The organism is Pseudomonas sp. Pseusp15 (assembly GCF_059492165.1).
Map to the genome: position 1 here is coordinate 3,484,371 of NZ_CP168523.1, position 23,997 is coordinate 3,508,367.

Annotated in this window: 19 protein-coding genes; 11 read left to right on the plus strand and 8 right to left on the minus strand. The window is 59.1% G+C overall.

All coding sequences use genetic code 11. The annotated features are described in order from the left end of the window. The first annotated feature begins 2 nt into the window (after positions 1–2). The 5 genes from ACEN8R_RS15785 (at position 3) to ACEN8R_RS15805 (ending at position 9,039) form a co-directional block, all read left to right on the plus strand. On the plus strand, positions 3–1,334 hold the full coding sequence (locus tag ACEN8R_RS15785; RefSeq protein WP_007940029.1) for a deoxyguanosinetriphosphate triphosphohydrolase: 1,332 nt from the start codon (positions 3–5) through the stop codon (positions 1,332–1,334). Between the two features lie 171 nt (positions 1,335–1,505). Further along, positions 1,506–1,910 carry a response regulator gene (locus tag ACEN8R_RS15790; RefSeq protein ID WP_018930010.1) on the plus strand — a complete coding sequence of 135 codons (405 nt, stop codon included), beginning with the start codon at positions 1,506–1,508 and terminating at the stop codon, positions 1,908–1,910. A gap of 255 nt (positions 1,911–2,165) precedes the next feature. Next, on the plus strand, positions 2,166–2,792 hold the full coding sequence (locus tag ACEN8R_RS15795; protein ID WP_007940027.1) for a response regulator transcription factor: 627 nt from the start codon (positions 2,166–2,168) through the stop codon (positions 2,790–2,792). Positions 2,793–2,800: 8 nt separating this feature from the next. After that, complete coding sequence (locus tag ACEN8R_RS15800) at positions 2,801–6,061, plus strand: transporter substrate-binding domain-containing protein (RefSeq protein WP_026286712.1); 3,261 nt, start codon at positions 2,801–2,803, stop codon at positions 6,059–6,061. Positions 6,062–6,093: 32 nt separating this feature from the next. Further along, the gene (locus ACEN8R_RS15805; protein WP_018930012.1) at positions 6,094–9,039 is read left to right on the plus strand and encodes an HD domain-containing phosphohydrolase; all 2,946 of its coding nucleotides are present in this window, start codon (positions 6,094–6,096) and stop codon (positions 9,037–9,039) included. Here the strand turns inward: ACEN8R_RS15805 and ACEN8R_RS15810 are convergent, their stop codons facing one another. Continuing rightward, complete coding sequence (locus ACEN8R_RS15810) at positions 9,040–9,522, minus strand: GAF domain-containing protein (RefSeq protein WP_018930013.1); 483 nt, start codon at positions 9,520–9,522, stop codon at positions 9,040–9,042. After that, a complete protein-coding gene (locus ACEN8R_RS15815; protein ID WP_018930014.1) occupies positions 9,519–10,409 on the minus strand; it encodes an ATP-binding protein in 891 nt (296 codons plus the stop codon). Before ACEN8R_RS15815 ends, ACEN8R_RS15810 begins: the two co-directional genes overlap by 4 nt. A 166-nt stretch (positions 10,410–10,575) precedes the next feature. On the opposite strand from ACEN8R_RS15815, the gene ACEN8R_RS15820 reads away from it, so the two are divergent. Then, the gene (locus ACEN8R_RS15820) at positions 10,576–12,897 is read left to right on the plus strand and encodes a hybrid sensor histidine kinase/response regulator (protein WP_018930015.1); all 2,322 of its coding nucleotides are present in this window, start codon (positions 10,576–10,578) and stop codon (positions 12,895–12,897) included. Here ACEN8R_RS15820 and ACEN8R_RS15825 read toward each other — a convergent pair. The 3 genes from ACEN8R_RS15825 to msrB all read right to left on the minus strand — a co-directional run bounded on the left by ACEN8R_RS15825 (position 12,881) and on the right by msrB (position 14,374). Then, positions 12,881–13,342 (minus strand): MarR family winged helix-turn-helix transcriptional regulator, encoded by a 462-nt coding sequence (locus ACEN8R_RS15825; RefSeq protein ID WP_007940020.1) that lies wholly within the window; start codon positions 13,340–13,342, stop codon positions 12,881–12,883. The genes ACEN8R_RS15820 and ACEN8R_RS15825 overlap by 17 nt on opposite strands. Further along, a complete protein-coding gene (locus ACEN8R_RS15830; RefSeq protein WP_018930016.1) occupies positions 13,339–13,824 on the minus strand; it encodes a glutathione peroxidase in 486 nt (161 codons plus the stop codon). The genes ACEN8R_RS15825 and ACEN8R_RS15830 overlap by 4 nt, the downstream gene beginning before the upstream one ends. A 154-nt stretch (positions 13,825–13,978) precedes the next feature. Beyond that, positions 13,979–14,374: a peptide-methionine (R)-S-oxide reductase MsrB gene (gene msrB, locus ACEN8R_RS15835; protein WP_007940018.1), complete on the minus strand. Its 396-nt coding sequence runs from the start codon at positions 14,372–14,374 to the stop codon at positions 13,979–13,981. A gap of 226 nt (positions 14,375–14,600) precedes the next feature. Here msrB and ACEN8R_RS15840 point away from each other — a divergent pair, with 226 nt between their 5' ends. Further along, positions 14,601–15,812, plus strand: a complete 1,212-nt coding sequence (locus ACEN8R_RS15840) for a pyridoxal phosphate-dependent aminotransferase (protein ID WP_007940017.1) — start codon at positions 14,601–14,603, stop codon at positions 15,810–15,812. 317 nt (positions 15,813–16,129) lie between these two features. Next, positions 16,130–17,017, plus strand: coding sequence for a protease HtpX (gene htpX, locus ACEN8R_RS15845; RefSeq protein ID WP_008075669.1), 888 nt, complete (start codon positions 16,130–16,132; stop codon positions 17,015–17,017). A gap of 133 nt (positions 17,018–17,150) precedes the next feature. On the opposite strand, the gene ACEN8R_RS15850 is transcribed toward htpX, so the two are convergent. Further along, the gene (locus ACEN8R_RS15850; RefSeq protein ID WP_018930018.1) at positions 17,151–17,804 is read right to left on the minus strand and encodes a thiopurine S-methyltransferase; all 654 of its coding nucleotides are present in this window, start codon (positions 17,802–17,804) and stop codon (positions 17,151–17,153) included. Positions 17,805–17,907: 103 nt separating this feature from the next. Between ACEN8R_RS15850 and ACEN8R_RS15855 the strand changes: the two genes are divergently transcribed. Beyond that, positions 17,908–18,675 (plus strand): DODA-type extradiol aromatic ring-opening family dioxygenase, encoded by a 768-nt coding sequence (locus ACEN8R_RS15855; RefSeq protein ID WP_018930019.1) that lies wholly within the window; start codon positions 17,908–17,910, stop codon positions 18,673–18,675. A gap of 109 nt (positions 18,676–18,784) precedes the next feature. Here the strand turns inward: ACEN8R_RS15855 and ACEN8R_RS15860 are convergent, their stop codons facing one another. Further along, positions 18,785–20,458 (minus strand): DEAD/DEAH box helicase, encoded by a 1,674-nt coding sequence (locus ACEN8R_RS15860; RefSeq protein WP_018930020.1) that lies wholly within the window; start codon positions 20,456–20,458, stop codon positions 18,785–18,787. 421 nt (positions 20,459–20,879) lie between these two features. Between ACEN8R_RS15860 and ACEN8R_RS15865 the strand changes: the two genes are divergently transcribed. Further along, positions 20,880–21,671 (plus strand): crotonase/enoyl-CoA hydratase family protein, encoded by a 792-nt coding sequence (locus ACEN8R_RS15865; protein WP_018930021.1) that lies wholly within the window; start codon positions 20,880–20,882, stop codon positions 21,669–21,671. Positions 21,672–21,728: 57 nt separating this feature from the next. Here ACEN8R_RS15865 and ACEN8R_RS15870 read toward each other — a convergent pair whose 3' ends face one another. Next, the gene (locus ACEN8R_RS15870) at positions 21,729–22,484 is read right to left on the minus strand and encodes a spermidine synthase (RefSeq protein ID WP_007940010.1); all 756 of its coding nucleotides are present in this window, start codon (positions 22,482–22,484) and stop codon (positions 21,729–21,731) included. Between the two features lie 148 nt (positions 22,485–22,632). On the opposite strand from ACEN8R_RS15870, the gene ACEN8R_RS15875 reads away from it, so the two are divergent. Then, positions 22,633–23,979 (plus strand): class II 3-deoxy-7-phosphoheptulonate synthase, encoded by a 1,347-nt coding sequence (locus ACEN8R_RS15875; protein ID WP_007899909.1) that lies wholly within the window; start codon positions 22,633–22,635, stop codon positions 23,977–23,979. Positions 23,980–23,997 lie beyond the last annotated feature (18 nt).

Sequence of the window (23,997 nt, forward strand, 5' to 3'; positions counted from 1 at the left end):
CCTTGGATTGGCACACCCTGCTTACCCGCGAACGCCTCGGAAAACCTGTGCACAGCCCGGAAGAACTCGGCCGCAGTCCTTTCCATAAAGACCACGACCGGATCATTTTCTCAGGCGCGTTTCGCCGTCTCGGGCGCAAGACCCAGGTCCATCCGGTCTCCAGCAACGATCACATTCATACGCGCCTGACTCACTCGCTGGAAGTCAGCTGCGTCGGCCGTTCGCTGGGGATGCGCGTCGGTGAAACCATCCGCAGCGCGCTGCCCGACTGGTGTGAACCGAGCGACCTGGGGATGGTGGTGCAATCGGCTTGCCTGGCCCATGACATCGGCAACCCACCCTTCGGCCACTCCGGCGAAGACGCGATCCGCCACTGGTTCCAGCAGGCCGCCGGCCGTGGCTGGCTGGATGCCATGAGCGAAGCCGAACGCAACGACTTCCTCAACTTCGAAGGCAATGCCCAAGGTTTCCGGGTGCTCACCCAGCTTGAATACCATCAGTTCGAAGGAGGCACCCGGCTGACCTATGCCACCCTGGGCACCTACCTGAAATACCCGTGGACGGCCCGGCACGCCGACTCACTGGGCTACAAGAAGCACAAGTTCGGCTGCTACCAGAGTGAACTGCCGCTGCTGGAACAGATCGCTCATAAACTCGGCCTGCCCCAACTGGAAGAACAGCGCTGGGCGCGCCATCCGCTGGTGTATCTGATGGAGGCCGCCGACGACATCTGCTACGCGCTGATCGATCTGGAAGATGGCCTGGAAATGGAGCTGCTGGAGTACGCCGAAGTCGAGTCCCTGCTGCTGGACCTGGTGGGCGACGATCTCCCGGAAACCTATCGTCAGCTCGGTCCACAGGATTCGCGGCGGCGCAAACTGGCGATTCTGCGGGGCAAAGCCATCGAACACCTGACCAACGCAGCAGCCCGAGCCTTTGTCGAGCAACAGGACGCGTTGCTGTCCGGCACGCTACCGGGGGACCTTGTCGAACACATGCATGGCCCGGCCAAACGCTGTGTCTTGAATGCCAAGGACATGGCACGCAAAAAAATCTTCCAGGACAAGCGCAAGACGCTCCACGAAATCGGTGCCTACACCACCCTGGAAATCCTGCTCAATGCTTTTTGCGGCGCAGCACTGGAGCAGCACAACGGTCGTACGCCCTCCTTCAAGAACCGGCGCATACTCGACCTGTTGGGCAACAATGCACCCGACCCGCATGGCCCGTTGCACACCTCTTTCTTGCGCATGATTGATTTCATCGCCGGCATGACCGACAGCTATGCCGGTGAAATGGCGCTGGAAATGACCGGTCGCTCAAGCCACGGATAACAGCGCATCGACCAGCCGCGTCAGCGACGTCTGAACGGCTGATCGAATGTCTCGACATTCATCTGTATTTCAACATCGACAGAATCGCCCTACACCTTGTGCAGAGCTGACTGATCGATTGTTCGACCATCTCGCGAAACAATTGCACACCCACTGCTCGACAGATGACGCATGAAAACTCCTACGTTCAAACACGATTGGCACATATTGCTGGTGGAAGATCATCCGTTTCAGCTGAGAGCGGCTCAATACCTGCTCGAGAGTTACGGCTTCACCCAACTGACCACCACTGACAGTGCCGAAGGCGCCTTGCAACAAATGCTCAAAGCTGCGCAACCGTTCGATATTCTTCTGTGCGACCAATGCCTGCCCGACCTTCCCGGTCTTGATTTGATCGAGTTCGCCAGTCACCGGGGAATGATCAGACAGGCAATACTGCTGAGCAGCCTGACATCCGCCGAACTGGAAAAACTTAAAACAGTAGCCTACGAACACGGACTTCCCTTGCTGGGTTACTTGATCAAGCCATTGAAACAATCAGATTTTAGAAACTTGCTGACCTTGGCCTCACAATAAAAAACACCAACTCTCACACACTAGAACCACATCCAAAACACAGATTAATACTTATAGCCAAACGCCTTTTAGCCTCTTGACTAAACCATCAAATTTTTAACCCTTCCTCATTCAAAACCTAGTTGACACGTAGTCCATTTCTTTTTCAGTTGTAGGACTTTTCCTATATTGCTGCTATCGGCTTGTCAGTTCATGCGCCCCCTCAACTACTGAGCTAAGGTGCGCGCTTTATTTGTGCACGTATGGGATTTGATTATGAACTCCGTTTTTATTGTCGACGATCACCCTGTCATCCGCCTTGCCGTTCGAATGCTGCTGGAACATGAAGGTTACAAAGTCGTCGGCGAAACTGACAATGGCGTCGATGCCATGCAAATGGTGCGCGAATGCATGCCCGACCTGATCATCCTCGACATCAGTATTCCCAAACTGGATGGGCTGGAAGTGCTCTCACGTTTCAACGCAATGAGCACGCCATTAAAAACACTGGTGTTGACTGCACAATGCCCAAAACTTTTTGGTATTCGCTGCATGCAGTCAGGTGCATCAGGGTATGTATGCAAACAGGAAGAGCTCAGTGAACTGGTAAGCGCGATCAAAGCAGTATTATCAGGTTACAACTACTTCCCCAGCGAGGCCTTGAACCCAGTTCGTTGTGACGACGCACAGTGGGCAGACCTGGACTTGTTCAAATCCGTAAATGATCGAGAGTTGATGGTATTACAACTTTTTGCCCAAGGTCGCACCAACAAGGAAATTGCCAAGGGCATGTTCCTCAGCAACAAGACTGTCAGCACCTATAAAAAACGACTTATGCAGAAACTCAAAGCCAAATCTCTGGTTGAACTCATCGATATGGCAAAACGTAACGCGCTAGTGTGAGGAACAGGATGCCCAGTCGTTTGAAGGATTATCTAAGACTCATGGTCACGGCTTTATGCATGAGTACCCCGGTGCTCGCGGCGCAGACAGCCAGTGAAAACTACACCCTGCTCAGTCGCTCAACGACCGGGCACATGGAAGTCCGACTGGATACCTCACAACGACAATGGGTCAAAGACAAACGTGAATTAATCCTGGGCACATCAGGCCCGGATTATCCGCCTTTCGACCTGACCCTCAGCGGCCACGACTACGAAGGTTTCACCGCCGACTACGCCGGCATCCTCGGCAAGGTTACGGGGTTGCCCGTCAAGGTTCAGCGCTTCGCGTCCCGAGGGGCTGCGATCGAGGCACTGGAAAAGGGTCAGGTCGACATGCTCGGCACCGCCAACGGGTTCGAGGCCGACAATGCCGACATTGCGCTGTCCATCCCTTACGCGGTGGATCAACCCGTGCTGGTCACACGGGAAGGAGAAACCCGATCACTGACAGATGGACTCGCCGGCCTGCGGCTTAGCATGGTCTATCACTATCTGCCCCTGGACGAAGTCAGGGCGCTGTATCCGAAGGCAATCATCACCTCCTACCCGTCCTACCAGAATGCAATCAACGCGGTTGCCTTCGACCAGGCCGACGTTTTTCTCGGTGACACCATTTCAACTCATTACATGATCAACAAGGGGTATCTGAACAACATCCGCATGGCCAACTTCGGTAAACACGAAGCCCATGGTTTCAGCTTTGCCGTACAGAAGGACAACCCGGACCTGCTCGGGATCATCAACGCGGTACTCAAGGCCATCCCCACCAGCGAACGGGAAAACATCGCCAAACGCTGGAGTGCCGGCAGCGACATTCTTCTCACCGATCAAAAACTGCAACTCACCCACCATGAAGAACGCTGGCTGGCGCAACATCCGGTTGTGCGGGTGGTAGTTAATGAAGCATTTGCGCCGCTGACGTTTTTTGACAGCGACGGCAACTTTCGGGGTGTCACGGCTGACCTGCTCGAACTGATCAGATTGCGCACCGGTTTGCGCTTCGAGATCCAGCGCAGCCGAAGCGATGACGAGATGGTCGAGCAGATCGCCAACCAGCAGGCCGACCTGATCGCCGCCCTGCTCCCCAGCGCACAGCGTGAAACGATGTTGAACTTCAGCCGCCCGTATCTGGAAAACTCCTTTGTCCTGCTGACACGCAAAGCGGCCGACAGCCCGACCAACCTCAACCAACTGCAGGACAAACGCCTGGCCATTGCCCAAGGCAATCCACTGGTGGATTACCTGCGCAGCGAGTTTCCGCGGATCAATCTGGTCGAAACTCCAGACACATTCAGTGCCGTGGAGTTGCTCGCCGAGGGCAAGGCAGAAGGTGCGGTGAACTCATTGGTGATCGCCAATTACTTCATCTCATCGCGGATCTTCGAGCGGGCACTTCAGATCACCACCACCATCGGCACCCAGCAGGCGGCATTTTCCCTGGCGACCGGGCGCGACGCCAAAGAACTGAATGCCATCCTCGACAAGGCGCTGTTGAGCATCGCACCGGAAGAGCTGGGCATCATCAATAACCGCTGGCGTGGCTATTCAGCGGCCTCGCAAAGTACCTGGCGCAACTATCACAGAGTGTTCTATCAGATCGTTACCGGTGCTGGCGTACTGCTGCTGATCTCCGTTGCCTGGAACGCCTATATGAGACGCCAGATAAAACAGCGGCAGGCGGCGAAAGAACGTGCCGATGAAGCCAACCGGGCTAAAAGCACCTTTCTGGCAACCATGAGCCATGAGATCCGCACGCCGATGAACGCGATCATCGGCATGCTGGAGCTAACACTCAAACGCATTGATCCTGGCCATCCGGATCGACCGGCCATCGACGTCGCGTATCACTCGGCAAAAGACCTGTTGGAACTGATCGGGGACATTCTCGACATTGCGCGCATCGAATCCGGACGTCTGAGCCTGAGCCCGGAACGCGTCAATCTGGCTGAAGCCGTGGCCTCGGTGGTGAGGATCTTCGACGGGCTGGCCCGGCAAAAGAATCTCGGACTGCACTTGGCATTCAACCCTGCTAAACCTGCGACCGATGTCCTGCTGGACCCGATGCGTTTCAAGCAGGTGCTGTCCAACCTGGTCAGCAATGCAATCAAGTTTACGCAACAGGGTCAGGTCAGGATCAGCCTCGAGTTGCAACCGACCGACGAGCCCGACCGCATGCAGCTGCAGTTGCTGGTTGAGGACAGTGGCGCCGGGATCAGCGAGCAGGATCAGCAGCGACTGTTCGAGCCTTTCGTCCAGGCCAATAACTCCAGCCAGTTACCCAGGGGCGGTGCGGGGCTGGGACTGGTGATCAGCCGCAATCTGTGCGAAATGATGGGCGGCAACCTGCAATTGAGCAGCCAGCCTGGGGTCGGCACTCAGGTTCGGGTTTCGCTGAATCTGGCAACCCTGCCGCCTGTACAGATGCCGGAAATTGCCGAGCCACAGATTCACCAGAGCGCTGCCCCCTTGAACGTTCTGGTGGTCGATGATCACCCGGCCAATCGCTTGCTCATGTGCCAGCAACTGGAGTTTCTGGGGCATCGGTTCAAGGTCGCAGCAGATGGCGAGGCGGGATTGGAGGCGTGGAAAGATCAGCCATTCGACCTGGTGATTGCCGATTGCAATATGCCGATCATGAATGGATATGAGATGGCTCGTGCCATTCGCCAACATGAACAGCGCGTGCAGCGCCCTGCCTGTACCGTTCTGGGTTTCACCGCTAATGCGCAACCGGAGGAAAGACAACGCTGCAAACAAGCCGGGATGGACGATTGCCTGTTCAAACCTCTCAGCCTGACAGCCTTGAGCCAATGGATCGAAGGCATTGCACCGACGGTCCGCGACCCGGCGTTCAGTCTGGAGGGGCTGCACCTGTTAACCGGTGGCAACCCGGCACTGAACCGGCGATTGTTGACCGAGCTGCTGAATAGCAACCACCTGGATCGGCAAACGCTGCTGACGTTGTCCCGGTCAAACGACCGGCAGTCACTCCTCGACATTGCCCACAAAATCAAGGGAGCGGCGCGAATCGTCCAGGCCTCCCGACTGATCGACAGTTGCGAGGCGCTCGAAAAGGCCTGCCATAACAGGCCCCACCACGATCAAGTGGCCGATTGCAGCAAGTCCATGGAGCGCGCCATGCTCGAACTGGATCACGCGTTGCGACAACAGCTCGCACGCCACGACAAACAGCAGAATGACGGAGCGTTAACTATGCTGGAAGGCTGAGCAGTGTGTTCATCGTCATGGAGAAATCTGCAATGCCCAGCCCACTGCGCCCGGACCAGCGCCGATTTCCCCTGCACATCCATATCAGCGTGATGTTCACGTTCCTGCTGTTGCTGACCGGGGTGGTGCTGGGCATTTTCAACTATCGGCAAACCACCCGGATCATTCTTTCCAGCAGTGAAAAGCTCTTCAATCGCATCGAGCAGGATGTCCGTCTGGACCTGCATCGCACCTATGAGCCGATTCGTCATCTGCTGAGCCTGCTGGCGGACAATCCGGCAACCCAGGCCGCCGACCTTGAGCAACGCCTGGCGTTGCTCAAGCCCTTCAGTCAATCACTCACGGACAACCCCGATCTGGCCTCGCTGTACCTGGGCTACAGCAATGGCGACTTTTTCATGGTTCGCCCCCTGCGCAGCGTCGCCCTGAAAACGCAGCTCAAGGCACCGGACACCGCGGCGTATCAGGTATGGAGCATCGAGCATCCAGGCGGCGGTCAGGTCCGCTCCCAATCCTTGTTTTTCGATCAGAACCTGGCCCTCGTCAGCCGTCTGGACAACCCCGACGAAATCTACGATCCACGCACCCGCGCCTGGTTCTCCAGCGCCCGCAGCGACCGTGATCAGATCACCACCGAGCCCTACCTGTTTTTCTCCACCCACAATGTCGGCACAACCCTGGCGCGGCGCAGTGGTGAGCAAGCGGTGATGGGGGCCGACCTTACGCTGGCGGAACTGTCAGCTACACTGGCCAAACATGTGGTGACGCCCGGCACCGAAATTGTGCTGCTCGATGCCGAGGGTAATGCCGTCGCCTACCCCGACAGCAGCAAACTGATCGTCGACGACCAGACAGCCCGGCTGATCAAAGCCGCCGACCTGAGCCCCAGCCTCGCGGCCCTGCTCACCAGTCCCCCTGAGATCAATCGCCTGAACGCCGCGGGTCGTCAATGGATCGCGGCGCGCAGCAGCATGCAGGAGGGTGGCCCACAGGGGCTGCAACTGGCGCTGCTGGTGCCGGAAGACGAATTGCTCGTCGATGCCTACCGCATGCGCTGGCAAGGCGCGCTGATTACCCTGGCAACGCTGCTGTTGTGCCTGCCCATGGGTTGGCTGACCTCGAGGGTCCTGGTCACCCCCCTGCGCGCCCTGGTGCGGGAAGCCGATGCGATTCGTAGTTTCGATTTCAATTTTCCGGCCAGCCGTCGCTCGCCGGTGCTGGAAGTCGACCAACTGAGCGTGTCGATGGCGCGCATGAAAGACACCCTGGCGAGTTTTTTCCGGATCACCGAAAGCCTGAGCGCCGAAACCCGTTTCGCCCCCTTGCTGCAACGGGTGTTGTTTGAAACCGTGCAGATCGGCCAGGCCCAGGCCGGTCTGATCTACCTGCGTGAAGGTGATGAAAATCGCGTGGAACCTCATGCGCTGGTCATTAACGGCAGTTCACAGGCCTTGCCGCCATTCGACATTCAAGGACACGTACCCCAGGATTTTCAGAGCCCTCAGTGGATGCAAACACTGTCGACCGCCGACAATGTCGTCACCTCCCTGGGTTTCGAACAGGCGGGGGATCTGCAGAAAGTCTTGCTCGCGCTGGAGTGCCCGCGGGTTCATCTGGTCGGTATTCGGCTGCACAATCGTCATAACGAAACCGTGGGGCTGCTGGTCCTGCTGCTGGCCGACAGCGGCACACAAGACGACCTGGAAAAACTGCGCCCGGATCGCATCGCGTTTCTCCAGGCGGTGTCTGGCGCGGCCGCCGTGAGTATCGAAAGTCAGCGCCTGCAAGCCAGGCAAAAACAGCTGCTGGACTCATTCATTCAGCTGCTGGCCGGCGCAATCGATGCCAAGAGTCCCTACACCGGCGGGCACTGCCAGCGAGTACCGGTACTGACGCTGATGCTGGCACAGGCGGCCGCTGCCAGTCAGGACCCGGCCTTCCGTAGCTATCAGCCCGGCGAAGATGAATGGGAGGCGCTGCACATCGCCGCCTGGCTGCATGATTGCGGCAAGGTCACCACCCCTGAATACGTGGTCGACAAAGCCACGAAACTTGAGACCCTGTACGACCGCATCCACGAAATCCGCACCCGTTTCGAAGTCCTCAAGCGTGATGCCTGGATCAATTATTGGCAGGCCATCGCCCTGGGGGGTGACGAGTCGCCTCTGGCGCAATTGCGCAATGCGAGCCTGGCGACGCTGGATGATGATTTCGCGTTTGTGGCGCGCTGCAACCTGGGCAGCGAGGCCATGGCCGAGGCCGATCTGCAGCGGTTGAACACCATCGCCCAACGTACCTGGACCCGAACCCTGGATGATCGGCTTGGCGTTTCGTGGGAAGAGAACCGGCGCCAGGCCCGGACCCCGGTGCCGACCCTGCCGGTCAGCGAGCCACTGCTGGCGGATAAACCCGAGCATCTGCTCGAGCGCGCCGACAGCGAACTGATCCCGGACGACAATCCCTGGGGATTCAAGCTCGACGTGCCGCGATACAAGTACAACCGGGGCGAACTGTACAACCTGAGCATCGTCCGAGGCACCCTGACCCGCGAGGAGCGTTACATCATCAATCACCACATGGTGCAGACGATCCTGATGCTCAGTCACCTGCCCTTCCCCGGTCACCTCAATAACGTCGCGGAAATCGCCGGCGGCCACCACGAAAAAATGGACGGCACCGGTTATCCCAAACGCTTGAAGCGCGAAGACATGAGCCTGCCGGCGCGGATGATGGCGATTGCCGATATTTTCGAAGCGCTGACCGCCGCCGATCGCCCCTACAAGAAAACCAAGTCCTTGAGCGAAGCGCTGGGCATCATGGCCACCATGTGCCGTGACGCCCACATCGACGCTGAATTGTTCGGGCTGTTCATCAACGACGAAATCTACTTGCAGTACGCCAGCCAATTCCTTGAGCCACAGCAGATAGACACCGTTGACCCGACAAGCCTGCTGATCAAGGCCGGCTTGAAGGGCTGATCAGCAGTCGGTCAGACGCAGGAAAATCGCCGCCAGCTGCTCGATTCCGGCCTGATCGTCAGCGGTAAAACGCGCCAGCTTCGGGCTGTCGAGGTCCAGCACACCGATCAGTCGACCGTCCTTGACCAATGGCACGACGAGTTCACTGTTCGATGCGCTGTCACAAGCGATGTGGCCGGGGAATTCATGTACGTCTTCGACCCGCTGGGTCTGCAAGGTGGCAGCGGCAGCCCCGCACACGCCGCGACCGAATGGAATCCGTACACAGGCGATCTGCCCCTGAAACGGGCCAAGCACCAGTTCTTCGTTGCGATTAAGGTAGAAACCGGCCCAGTTCAGGTCATCGAGCTGGTTGAACAGAAACGCGGAAAATTGCGCGGCGTTGGCGATAAAATCACGCTCGTCCGCCAGCAACGATTCCAGCTGTGCCCATAGCATGCCGTAGCCCTCAAGGCCCTGGCCGCTCTTTTGTAAATCGATCATGCCTTTTGCTCCAACAGCTTCAGCCCGACCCAATAGCGGGCAAATTGATACGCGCAACGTCCGTTGCGATTACCCCGGCCCGTGGCCCAGCGCACCGCGAGGATGTCCAACTCTTCGTCACGCTGCCACTTGAGACCGGCCTTGTCGGCCAATTGGCCGATCCAGTGCTCGACGACGTTGAGGAAATGTTCCTGAGTAAACGGATAGAACGACAGCCACAGGCCAAAACGGTCCGACAGTGCGATCTTGTCTTCCACCGCCTCATTGGGATGGAGCTCGCCATCGACCCTTTTCCAGTTTTCGTTATCGCTTTCCTTTTCCGGCACCAGATGGCGACGGTTGGAGGTGGCGTACAGCAGAACGTTATCTGGCGCCTGCTCGAGAGAGCCATCGAGTACGCTCTTGAGCACGCGATAATCGCCCTCGCCCGACTCGAACGACAGGTCATCGCAGAACAGCACAAACCGTTGAGGCAGCTTGGCAATCTGCTCGACCACCCGCGGCAAGTCCGCCAGGTGATCGCGCTCGATCTCGATCAGCCGCAGGCCGTTCTTGGCGTGTTCGGCCAGCAAGGCGCGCACCAGCGACGATTTACCGGTGCCCCGCGAGCCCCAGAGCAAGGCGTGATTGGCAGGCATGCCGTCGAGGAACTGTTGAGTATTGCGGCCCAATTGCTCAAGTTGCCGGTCAACGCCGATCAGGTCGGACAGGCGCATGTCGAGGCTGACTTGCAGCGGCAACAGAAAACCGTTGCGACCCTCGCGTTGCCAGCGTGCGGCCAGGCAATGTGTCCAGTCGACCGTTTGCCGAGGCGCCGGCAGCAGCGGTTCGATACGGGCCAGAACGGCATCGGCGCGTTCAAGAAAAGCATTCAATCGGGAATCCACGTCTTCTCCTCGGGCACGTTCACAGTGATGATGGCGGTACAGCGACGAAACACAGCATCCGATGCCCGGCCAACACCCCGTACAGGTGTTTTGCGAGAACATCGGTATCCATTGATGATCGACTATGCTTGAGCAGCGAAGGGAAACGGAAGTGGTTCAACACCCCATGGATATCAAGTTCAGCCAGCGGCTGTCGTACAAGCAAGCCAAGCTTACGGTGCTGGTCGGTTTCATTCTGGGCACGCTGCTCAGCCTTGTGCAAATAGGCATCGATTATGCCAGCGAAGACGCCTCCATCAACCGCGAAATCCTGTCGTTGCTGGAAATCAGCCATAACCCCGCGTCTCGCATCGCCTACAACATCGATGCCGAACTCGCCCAGGAACTGATCCTGGGCCTGCTGCGCTCCCCGGCGATCATCGGCGCGAAATTGACCGACAACAACAATACCGTGCTGGCCAGCGCCAAACGCCCGGGCCTGGAAAACAATTACCGGGTGCTCAGCGACTTCCTGTTCGGCGCCAACCGACAGTTTGAAGACCGTCTTTACCTCGACCACTTGCCGGACGAATCCCTCGGGACCTTGCACCTGGATGTCGATACCTACACTTTCGGCAGTCGTTTCCTGCGCCGGGCCGAAGTGACCCTGCTCAATGGCTTCGCGCGCAGCCTGATCCTTACGGGCATTCTGCTGGCGCTGTTTTACGTGATGCTGACCAAACCGCTGGTACGGGTCATCCGAGAACTCAGTGGTCGTGATCCGCGCAGCGCGGAGCCGACCTGGCTGGAGTATCCGGCGGGGCATGAAAACGATGAAATCGGCGTCTTGGTCAAGGTCGCCAATCAACAGTTCGATAACATTGCCACCGAGATCCAGCAGCGGCGCAATGCCGAAAACCGCCTGACCGACTACCTCTCGCAACTGGAAAATATCGTCTCGGCCCGTACGGCGGAACTCAAGGCCATCAACTCGCGGCTCAGCCAGTCCAACGAGGAACTGGAAGTCGCCCGCCGTACCGCCCTGGACATGGCCGAGGCACGCTCGGTATTCCTGGCCAACATGAGCCATGAAATCCGCACGCCTCTCAACGGTCTGCTGGGGATGATCGCGCTCTCGCTGGACGGCCCGCTCAATGCCGAGCAGCAGCAACAACTGTCCATCGCCCATGACTCGGGCAAAGTGCTGGTGGAACTGCTCAACGATATTCTCGACCTGTCGAAATTCGATGCCGGCCAGCTGGAACTCGAACACATTCCATTCGACCTCGGCTCGCTGATCGAAGACACCGCCAACCTGCTGTCCCAGAACGCCGCGCCGAGCGTCGAGCTAACGTGCCTGATCGACCCGCAATTTCCCGCACTGGTGCTCGGTGATCCGACCCGGGTCCGGCAGATCGTCAGCAACCTGCTGTCCAACGCCCTCAAGTTCACCCGCTTCGGGCGGGTCGATGTGCGTCTTTCAACGTTCGAAGACGGCGTGCGAATCGAGGTCTGCGACACTGGCATCGGCATTGCCCAGGACGCACAGGTCAAAATCTTCCAGCCCTTTACCCAGGCCGGTGCCGGCATTACCCGGCAATTCGGCGGTACCGGGCTGGGCCTGGCGCTGACTTACAACCTCTGCGAAGCCATGCAGGGGCGGCTGACGATCAGCTCGGAAGCAGGCTTCGGCAGTCAGTTCTGCGCCGACCTGCCGCTGCCCTGCCACACTCGCGCCATCCCGCCAGCAGCTCTGCAAGGCAACATCGTCGCGATCACGGCCGCCAGCAGCGGACTGGCGGAACTGCTTCAGAATCTATTGCCCGAATGGGGGCTCGGCTATCAACAACGTTCCATCGATGACCGATTGATCGGCCTGAAACCGGATGTGTTGATCACCGACTGTCCCGAATGCCTGTTTGGCCTGCGCCCTACTTTAACCGCGCCGATTCTGCTGGTGACCGCATACGGCAGTTTCCTGCCCAGCGAGCAAGCCAGCGCCCTGGCACCTTTGCAGCAACAGGCGCGACCGTTGGCGCGCAATGCGCTGTACCAGACATTGCGACGGATCTTGCAGCCGGAACTCAACACGATCAACGGTGCCCGGGTCGAAGTCCTCTCGCCCCAGCGACGCGGGCGCATCCTGCTGGTGGAGGACAACCCGGTCAATCAGTTGGTGGCCAAGGGCATGCTCGGCAAACTCGGCTGCGAGGTGAGCGTCGCGGCCCATGGCGCCGAAGCCCTGGATCAGCTCGAACACAGCGAATTCGACCTGGTGCTGATGGACTGCAACATGCCGGTGATGGACGGTTATGAAGCCAGCCGGCAGATCCGTCGCAGCGGGCGCTGGCCACAACTGCCCATCGTCGCCCTGACCGCCAACGCCATGTCCGAAGAACGCGAACGTTGCCGTGCGGCGGGCATGAGCGACTACCTGGCCAAACCCTTCCGCCGGGAAGAACTGGCGGCCCTGCTCGACTTGTGGATACCCACTACGACAGCGATTTGATTTGCCCCAACAGGTGATCAAGACCATCGCGCAGCTCATTCAGGCGATCCAGATCGACACCGCTATCGCACAACAGGCGGGCCTTGAGCGGCCCGACCTGATCGCGCAAGGCCTTGCCGGTGGACGACAGGCTCAAGTGCACCTCGCGCTCATCGCGCGCCGAACGCTGGCGCTGCACCAGTTGCAGTTGCTCAAGACGCTTGAGCAGCGGCGTCAGGGTCCCGGAATCCAGCGCCAGGCGCTCGCCCAGCGCCTTGACCGTCGGTTGCTCTGGCGCCGCCTCCTGCCATTCCCACAGCACCAGCATCGCCAGGTATTGCGGGTAGGTCAGGCCCAGTTGATCGAGCATCGGCTTGTAGGCACGGATCACCGCCCGAGAAGCGGCATACAGCTTGAAGCAGAGCTGACTGTCGAGTTTCAGCGAATCAACTGACAACGTGTTCATTTGAGCAGGGCTTCGATCTCGCGGCGCAGCGCTTGCGGCTTGGTTGCCGGAGCAAAGCGCTTGACCAGTTGACCGTCCTTGCCGATCAGGAACTTGGTGAAGTTCCATTTGATGCCCTGGGAACCCAATACACCTGGCGCGCGTTTTTTCAGCTGAACGAACAGCGGATGAGCGCCGGCACCGTTGACTTCGATCTTCTTGAACAGCGGGAAACTCACCCCGTAATTCAGCTCGCAGAACTCGGAAATCGCCCCTTCGTTGCCCGGCTCCTGCTGGCCGAACTGATTGCAGGGAAACCCGAGCACCACCAAACCTTGATCCTTGTAGCTCTGCCAGAGCTCTTCGAGGCCTTTGTACTGCGGGGTGAAACCACATTTGCTGGCGGTGTTGACCACCAGCACCGCTTTACCGGCGAAATCGGCCAGGGTCTTTTGCTCCCCCTTGATGGTGGTGCAAGGGATGCTCAGCAGGTTGTCGCTCATGGCACGAACTCCGAGTGAAGGAAGATCAAACATAGCGAGCAATTGAATTGTGTGCAATTTAATAAATCAATAGATGCCCGGCACGCGAACATCATTGCAGGAGCTGCCGGAGGCTGCTCCTGCGTATACAAATCAAGCGCACGACATCAGCAGATTATTCGCGGGGAACGAGGTCCAGGCACACCGAGTTGATGCAATAACGCAAACCGGTTGGCGGCGGACCGTCCGGGAACACATGCCCAAGGTGCGCATCGCATTTGGCGCAGACCACTTCGGTACGGATCATGCCGTGGCTGATATCACGGATCTCGACCATCGCGCTGTCGCCAATCGGCGCATAGAAGCTCGGCCAGCCGCAGCCGGAATCGAACTTGGTTTTGGAGTCGAACAGCGGTGCGTTGCAGCAGATGCAGTGGTAAACGCCGTCGGTTTTGGTGCCGTTGTATTTACCGGAGAACGGTCGCTCGGTGCCCTTGAGGCGGCAAACGTTGTACTGCTCCGGATCAAGCATGGCCCGCCATTCTTCCAGGGTTTTTTCCAACTTTTCCATTGATACACCTCAGCAGCTGAAAAAGCCCGATCTGTACCTTTTCCACGGATCGGGCGGCACGTATGATTGCGCCTCGTCAAACGCCAGTCTGGCAGCCAGACCACGCGCATTCAAACGGATTTATGAGTGCCGCCACTCAAGGCGTCAGGCCTGTGTGAATACGCAGGATTCCCAGCACGGTCGTTCACACGCCGCCTGGATCGTTCATTTTCGGGAACACATCGCCATGCAGGTCAGCAAATCGAACAAGCTCGCCAACGTCTGCTACGACATTCGCGGCCCAGTGCTCAAGCACGCCAAACGCCTGGAAGAGGAAGGTCATCGCATCCTCAAGCTGAACATCGGCAACCCGGCGCCCTTTGGTTTCGAAGCGCCGGACGAAATTCTTCAGGACGTGATCCGCAACCTGCCGACCGCCCAGGGCTACAGCGACTCCAAAGGCCTGTTCAGCGCCCGTAAAGCCGTGATGCAGTACTACCAGCAAAAGCAGGTGGAAGGCGTCGGCATTGAGGACATTTACCTGGGCAACGGCGTTTCCGAGCTGATCGTGATGTCGATGCAGGCCCTGCTCAACAACGGCGACGAAGTGCTGGTGCCGGCCCCCGACTATCCGCTGTGGACCGCCGCAGTGAGCCTGGCGGGCGGCAACCCGGTGCATTACCTGTGCGACGAGCAGGCCAACTGGTGGCCGGACCTGGCCGACATCAAGGCCAAGATCACCCCGAACACCAAGGCCCTGGTGATCATCAACCCGAACAACCCGACCGGCGCGGTGTATTCGAAAGAAGTCCTGCTGGGCATGCTGGAACTGGCCCGTCAGCACAATCTGGTGGTGTTCTCCGACGAGATCTACGACAAGATCCTGTACGACGACGCCGTGCACATCTGCACCGCCTCGCTGGCACCGGACCTGCTGTGCCTGACCTTCAACGGCCTGTCCAAGTCCTATCGCGTGGCCGGCTTCCGCTCCGGCTGGATCGCCATTTCCGGCCCGAAACACCACGCCCAGAGCTACATCGAAGGCATCGACATGCTGGCTAATATGCGCCTGTGTGCCAACGTGCCGAGCCAGCACGCAATCCAGACCGCACTCGGTGGTTATCAGAGCATCAACGATCTGGTATTGCCCCAAGGGCGTCTGCTGGAACAGCGTAATCGTACCTGGGAACTGCTCAACGACATTCCGGGCGTGAGCTGCGTCAAACCGATGGGTGCGCTGTATGCGTTCCCGCGGATCGATCCGAAAGTCTGCCCGATCCACAACGACGAGAAATTCGTGCTCGACCTGCTGCTCTCGGAAAAGCTGCTGGTGGTACAAGGCACGGCCTTCAACTGGCCATGGCCAGACCATTTCCGCGTGGTCACCCTGCCACGGGTCGACGACCTGGATCAGGCCATTGGCCGGATCGGCAACTTCCTCAAGTCCTATCGCCAGTAAATGGCCTGTCACCGTGCGACGCGGATAAAAGTCGCACGGTGATTAATTCAGCAACACTTCTGTGCGCCCTGCCCTGCCTCGTTGTTTCAAGCGCTGACTGACGACACGCTTCATGCCCACGCCCAATAACGGCGGGGGCCTGTGAAGCTAATCGGCTGACAACCGTTTCCCATGTCGACGTCGGAAATGCCCTTCAAGCAGCTAGACTGTTGCCGTAGGACACAGTTTGAAATAGTCACCCGGTTGAATAGCCCGGTGCAGCACCTTATATACCCCGCAGTACGCTACATCTTTAGCACGAGGAGATTTCTACAACCATGATGCGCATTTTGCTGTTTTTGGCCACTAACCTGGCGGTCGTGCTGATTGCCAGCATCACCCTGAGCCTTTTCGGCTTCAACGGGTTCATGGCGGCCAACGGGGTTGATCTCAACCTCAATCAGCTGCTGATTTTCTGTGCGGTCTTTGGTTTCGCCGGTTCCCTGTTCTCGCTGTTCATCTCCAAGTGGATGGCGAAAATGAGCACCAGCACCCAGATCATCAGCCAGCCGCGCACCCGGCATGAGCAATGGCTGCTGCAAACCGTCGAGCAACTGTCCCGCGAAGCCGGGATCAAGATGCCCGAAGTCGGGATTTTCCCGGCCTATGAAGCCAACGCCTTCGCCACCGGCTGGAACAAGAACGACGCACTGGTCGCGGTCAGCCAGGGCTTGCTCGAGCGTTTCTCGCCGGATGAAGTGAAAGCCGTTCTGGCCCACGAAATCGGTCACGTGGCCAATGGCGACATGGTCACCCTGGCGCTGATCCAGGGCGTGGTGAACACCTTCGTGATGTTCTTCGCCCGGATCATCGGCAACTTTGTCGACAAGGTGATCTTCAAGAACGAAGAAGGCCAGGGTATCGCCTACTACGTGGCGACCATCTTCGCTGAACTGGTCCTGGGCATCCTGGCCAGCGCCATCGTCATGTGGTTCTCGCGCAAGCGCGAATTCCGCGCCGACGACGCCGGCGCACGCCTGGCCGGTACCAGCGCAATGATCGGTGCCCTGCAGCGCCTGCGTGCCGAACAAGGGCTGCCGGTGCACATGCCGGATACCCTGAATGCCTTCGGCATCAACGGTGGTCTCAAGCAAGGGTTCGCCCGCATGTTCATGAGCCACCCGCCGCTGGAAGAACGCATCGACGCACTGCGTCGCCGGGGCTGACAGCTTCCGCAGCACTAAAAGAAAAGGCCCGCAGTGAATGCGGGCCTTTTTTTGTCTGCGAAGTGGTGTGGTGCTCTTCAGGGCCTCATTGCGAGCAAACCCGCGATGAGGCCAGCATAACCAGCAGCTTTTATCAGCTGGAAACCCGATACACACGCTCCTCAAGCCGCGTGACACCGGCCTCGAGAAACTTCCAGCTCTCACCCAGGACATCCTGGTCTTCCAGGATCTTCAGCTCCCACGAAGCCCCCAGCAGCCGTTGCACTTCGTCATCAAGCACAGCAAATGGCGGTCCGGCCATTTGCTTCTGGTCGTAATCCAGCGTAATCAAAATCCCTAAAGAATCCTTCGGCAGAATCCGGATCAGATGAGCCGCGTATTGTTCACGCATCGCTGGCGGCAACGCGATCAGCGCCGCGCGGTCGTACAGTGCGCTGCAATCGGCAACATCGCCTGCCGTCAACTCGAAGAAATCGCCACACCACAACTCGATCGACCCGGCCCGATAGACGTTGAAAGGTCCCTGCTCGCTGATTGCCGGGTCCAGTTGATGCTCATTGAAAAAGTCCTCGATGGCCTTTTCCGACAACTCGATACCCAGCACCTCATGACCGCAGTGCGCCAGCCACAATAGGTCCAGGCTCTTGCCACACAACGGCACCAGTACGCGAGAACCTTCATCAAGGCCCAGTTGCGGCCAGAACCGTTGCAGATAGGGATTTACTTCCGGCAGATGAAAGCCGATCTGATTCGACGCCCACCGTTTGTGCCAAAACTCCGGCTGCATAATTAACCCCGAAAAATTCGATCAAAAGACTCTAAAACTTATATTAGATTTAGATCAATGATCTGACTGAAGATGCTGCCATCTTACTCTCCGGAGCTCAATTATGTTCCCCAGCCTGTATATCTCTCATGGCTCCCCCATGCTGGCCCTGGAACCTGGCGCCAGTGGGCCGGCCCTTGCGAATCTGGCCGCGACAATGCCCAAGCCCAAAGCCATCGTGATCGTTTCCGCGCACTGGGAAAGCAGCGAATTGCTGGTCGGCGGCAACCCCCAACCCGAAACCTGGCACGACTTCGGCGGTTTTCCGCGGGCCTTGTTCGAGGTGCAGTACCCGGCACCCGGCAGCCCGCAACTGGCGACAGAGGTTGTCGAGCTGCTGAAGACCGATGGCCTGCCTGCGCGCATCGACGCCAAGCGCCCCTTCGACCACGGCGTTTGGGTACCCTTGTCGTTGATGTACCCGCAGGCCGATGTCCCGGTGGTGCAGGTCTCGCTGCCCACCCGTGGCGGCCCGGCGCTACAAACCCGCGTCGGACATGCCCTGGCCAGCCTGCGTGAGCGCGGCGTGCTGTTGATCGGCTCTGGCAGCATCACCCACAACCTGCGCGAACTGGACTGGCACGCCGGCCCGGAAAGCGTCGAACCCTGGGCCAAGGCGTTCCGCGACTGGATGATCGAAAAACTCGAAGCGAACGATGAAGCCGCGCTACACGACTATCGCCAGCAAGCACCGAACGCGGTGCGCAACCACCCGAGTGACGAACATCTGTTACCGCTGTACTTCGCCCGCGCGGCCGGGGGCGAGTTCAGCATTGTGCACCAAGGGTTCACCATGGGGGCGCTGGGGATGGATATCTATCGTTTCGACTAATAAGTCGACCGCCGCCCCCGCTCAAACGCCGGACACAAAACAGCAGGCAAAAAAAATCCCCGAACCAGTCGGGGATTTTTTATGTGCGATCAATCAGCCCGGGGGCAGATCAATCTTCGCGGTAGCGACGCAGCTTCAACTGCTTACCGGCAACGCGAGTGTCCTTCAGTTTGGTCAGCAGACGCTCCAGACCATCTTCCGGCAGCTCGACGAGGCTGAAGCTGTCACGCACCTGAATGCGACCGATGGCTTCACGCGCCAGACCACCTTCGTTGAGGATGGCGCCCAGCAGGTTCTTGGCAGCGATACCATCACGCGCGCCCAGCGCGGTACGGCAACGAGCACGGCCTTCAGCCAGCGGGATCGGAGCACGACGCTCGCGGTCACCACGGTCCGGACGATCACCGGAACGCTCTGGACGATCGCCACGCGGTGCATTGTTCGGCACCAGCGGACGTTCTTTCTCGATCGCGGCCAAGGTCAGCGCTTGACCGTTGGTAGCCTTGCGCAGCAGAGCTGCGGCCAGGGCACGCGGGCTGCAACCGATGTCGGCAGTCAGACGATCCAGCAGATCACCGTGAGTCGACTCGGCATCACCTACCAGCGGCGACAGGCTGTTGGTCAGTTTCTTGATGCGGGCATCGAGAACAGCTTGAGCGTCCGGCAGGCGAACTTCGGCAACTTTCTGACCGGTAACACGCTCGATCACTTGCAGCATGCGGCGCTCACGAGGAGTGACCAGCAGCAGCGCGCGACCTTCGCGACCGGCACGGCCGGTACGGCCGATACGGTGAACGTAGGATTCCGGGTCGTACGGCATATCAACGTTGAACACGTGAGTGATACGCGGAACGTCCAGGCCACGAGCGGCAACGTCGGTCGCCACAACGATGTCCAGACGGCCATCCTTGAGGGATTCGATGACGCGCTCACGCTGGTTCTGAGCAATGTCACCGTTCAGCGCAGCGGCTTTGTAGCCTTTGGCTTCCAGGGCACTGGCCAGGTCCAGGGTCGCTTGCTTGGTGCGCACGAACATGATCAGGGCGTCGAAATCTTCCACTTCCAGCAAGCTGAGAACGGCAGAAGTCTTCTGGTCAGCGTGAACCAACAGGTGAGCCTGTTCGATCGCGGTAACGGTCTGAGTCTTGCTCTGGATCTTCACATGCTTCGGATCGCGCAGGTGGCGTTCGGCGATGGCACGGATCGATTGCGGCAGGGTGGCCGAGAACAATACGGTCTGACGGGTTTCCGGCATGGCCTTGAAGATAACTTCCAGGTCGTCCATGAAGCCCAGCTTGAGCATTTCGTCCGCTTCGTCGAGAACCAGGTGGTTCACGGTAGCCAGGACTTTTTCGTCGCGACGCAGGTGGTCGCACAGACGGCCCGGAGTGGCGACAACAATCTGTGCGCCATTACGGATTGCTTTCAATTGTGGGCCCATCGGCGCGCCGCCGTAGACAGCCACAACAGTTACGCCCGGCATTTGCTTGGCGTAGGTTTCGAAAGCGGTTGCAACTTGTAGCGCCAACTCACGAGTTGGGGCCAGGATCAGAGCTTGCGGCTCGCGCTTGGACGGATCAATGCGGTGCAGGATCGGCAGGGCAAAGGCAGCGGTTTTACCGGTACCGGTTTGCGCCTGGCCAATCATATCGTGACCGGCGAGAATGATCGGGATCGACTGCTGCTGAATGGCCGAAGGCTCTTCATAGCCGGTAGCGACTACTGCAGCGACAATATTAGGGTGAAGTTCAAGAGCGGCGAAGCCGCCGATTTCCTGGGTCATGGGTCTGCCTCTAAGTGCATCCGCAAAGACCCATGCTCCAAAGCTGCGCATGCCGTGTTGAGACTCAAGAGTCGCCCTGGCAGCTTTGTCGGCGGGGATTTGCGAAAACGAATGAATGAAAAGAATCGTCAAGGAAGAGTCCGCGGGGCGGACGTGCAGCCGAAGCTGGCTTCGGGGAATTGCGCTACCTAAACGCGGCCCGGTTAAAGGCCGGCGCGCACTATACCGGAATTCGGCAAAAAAGGGAGCTTTTTTTATCGGAAAAAACCGGCATACGCCGTTGTGTCACGGGCTTTGCGGATAATCGTACAACCGTCTATTTTGCAAAGGCCCGGCCCTGCTGACGATGGCGCTAAAACGGTTCACCCTTGCGACGCAGACCTTTGGTCTGACGCCCCCTTCCCGCCCGAGGAAATGCTCCATGAATCAGCCCAGCCCCAGTCGTGTCACCCGTGAAAGACACGGTCATGTCCTGATGATCGGCCTGGATCGGGTGGCCAAGCGCAATGCCTTCGACCTCGACCTGCTCAATGCGCTCAGCCTGGCCTATGGGGAATTCGAAGCCGACAGTGAGGCGCGGGTCGCGGTGGTGTTCGGCCATGGCGAGCATTTCACTGCCGGGCTCGACCTGGTCAGCGCCGGCGCAGCCCTGGCCGAAGGCTGGCAGGCACCGCCCGGCGGCTGCGATCCCTGGGGCGTGTTCGGCGGCCCCCGGGTCAACAAACCGGTGATTGTCGCGGCGCAAGGCTACTGCCTGACCGCGGGCATCGAATTGATGCTGGCTGCCGACATCAACCTGTGCGCCAGCAATACCCGTTTTGCCCAAAAGGAAGTGCAGCGCGGACTCCTCCCGTTCGGCGGCGCCACCTTGCGCCTGCATCAGGTCGCCGGTTGGGGCAACGCCATGCGCTGGCTGCTCACCGGCGATGAATTCGATGCACATGACGCCTTGCATCTGGGCCTGGTGCAGGAAGTCATGGCCAGCGAGGACTTGCTGCCACGGGCGATCGAGTTGGCCGAGAGGATTGCGAGGCAGGCACCGCTGGGGGTTCAGGCGACGTTGATGTCTGCGCGACAGGCGCGCTACGAGGGTGAAATTGCTGCGACCCAGGCATTGCCGCCGCTGGTGAAGAAACTGCTCAACAGCGAGGACGCCAAGGAGGGTGTGCGGTCGATGATCGAGAAGCGGCCAGGCGTCTTCAAAGGCTGCTGACAGATCGGCTTTTGTGGCGAGGGAGCAAGCTCCCTCGCCACAGATGACCTCATCGCATTAAGTCGCCGGCCGAATATCCTTGATCAGCGATTGCAACGAATACCCCAACCGCGGCGCCAGGCCTTCCGCGCGGGCGATCAGCCCTTCCATGTCCAGTTCCTGATCCAGCTCCGATGGCACGATCAGAATAACGTTGCCCTCCTTCACCGGCAGTTCCCAGTAATGCCGGTGATAGAGACCGCGCAACAACGCTGCACCCAACGGCTTGCCGTCGTCGGTGGCCCACTGGTTGATCACCAGCCAGCCCCCCGGATTCAAGCGTTTCTGACAGTTTTCCAGAAAGCTCCAGGCCAGGTGCCCGACACCCGGCCCGACATCGGTATACAGGTCGACGAAAATCAGATCGGCCGGTTCAGCCGTATCGAGCAACTCCAGCGCATCGCCGACGCGGATGTACAGCCGCGGATCGTCATCCAGCCCCAGGTATTCGATGGCCAGGCGCGGTACGTCAGGGCGTAGCTCGATGGCTTCGACATCTTCCAGTGGCAGGAACTTCAAGCAAGCCTGGGTCAGTGTCCCAGCACCAAGGCCGAGGAACAGCGCGCTTTCCGGCTGCTCGTGGCACAGCGCACCAATCAGCATCGCGCGGGTGTAATCGTACTCGAGCCAGCTAGGATCGGCGGTGAACACGCAGCTCTGTTCGATGGCGTCACCGAACTCCAGAAAACGGTAATCGGCCACTTCCAGCACGCGAATCACGCCGAACTCATCCTGCACCTCGGCGAGCAGATGCTCGACGCGCTCCTCAGTCATTTCGTCTCCTGATCGTTACCGGCCCCGGCAACACGATAAACCGCAACATAAAGCGGCAAAGGCGCGATTGTCCGCGAAGCGACGGGAGCAGGTCACGCACTAATTGCTGATAACATAACCGTCCGAGCGTAAAACACTAGAGACTGCGATGAGCCAACCCTGGAGCCCTGACAGCTGGCGCGCCCTGCCGATCCAGCAACAACCTCAATACCCCGACGCGGCGCATTTGCTGCACGTCGAGCAAACCCTGGCGAGCTATCCGCCACTGGTGTTTGCCGGCGAAGCGCGGGAGTTGCGCCGTCAGTTTGCCGAAGTCACCCAGGGCCGGGCATTTCTGTTGCAGGGCGGCGACTGCGCCGAAAGCTTCGCCGAATTCTCCGCCGCGAAAATTCGCGACACCTTTAAAGTGTTGCTGCAAATGGCGATCGTCATGACCTTCGCCGCCGGTTGCCCGGTGGTCAAAGTCGGACGCATGGCCGGTCAGTTCGCCAAACCCCGTTCGGCCAACGATGAAACCATCAACGGCGTGACGCTGCCGGCCTACCGTGGCGACATCGTCAACGGCATCGGTTTCGACGAAAAAAGCCGCGTACCGGACCCGGATCGCCTGCTGCAGTCCTACCACCAGTCCACTGCGACCCTGAACCTGCTGCGCGCCTTTGCCCAGGGCGGCTTTGCCGATCTGCATCAGGTACACAAATGGAACCTGGACTTCATCGCCAACTCGGCACTGGCCGAGAAATACAGCCACCTGGCCGATCGCATCGATGAAACCCTGGCCTTCATGCGCGCCTGCGGCATGGACAGCTCGCCGCAACTGCGCGAAACCAGTTTCTTCACCGCACACGAAGCGCTGCTGCTGAACTACGAAGAAGCCTTCGTGCGTCGCGACAGCCTGACCAACGACTACTACGACTGCTCGGCCCACATGCTGTGGATCGGTGACCGTACACGTCAACTGGACGGTGCTCACGTCGAATTCCTGCGCGGGGTGCATAACCCGATCGGGGTCAAGGTCGGCCCGAGCATGAACCCTGAAGACCTGATTCGCCTGATCGATGTGCTCAACCCGGACAACGACCCGGGTCGCCTGAACCTGATTGCGCGGATGGGCGCGAACAAGGTCGGCGATCACCTGCCGCAGCTGATTCGCGCGGTGCAGCGCGAAGGCAAGCAAGTGCTTTGGAGCTCCGACCCGATGCACGGCAACACCATCAAGGCCAGCAGCGGCTACAAGACCCGCGACTTCGCGCAGATCCTTGGCGAGGTGAAGCAGTTCTTCCAGGTTCACGAAGCGGAAGGCAGTTATGCCGGCGGCATACACATCGAAATGACCGGGCAGAACGTCACCGAATGCATCGGCGGCGCGCGGCCGATTACCGAAGATGGGTTGTCGGATCGTTATCACACCCATTGCGACCCGCGGATGAATGCCGATCAGTCGCTGGAACTGGCGTTTTTGATTGCAGAGACCCTGAAGCAAGTCCGGCGTTAAATCCGGTTGAGCCCTTTG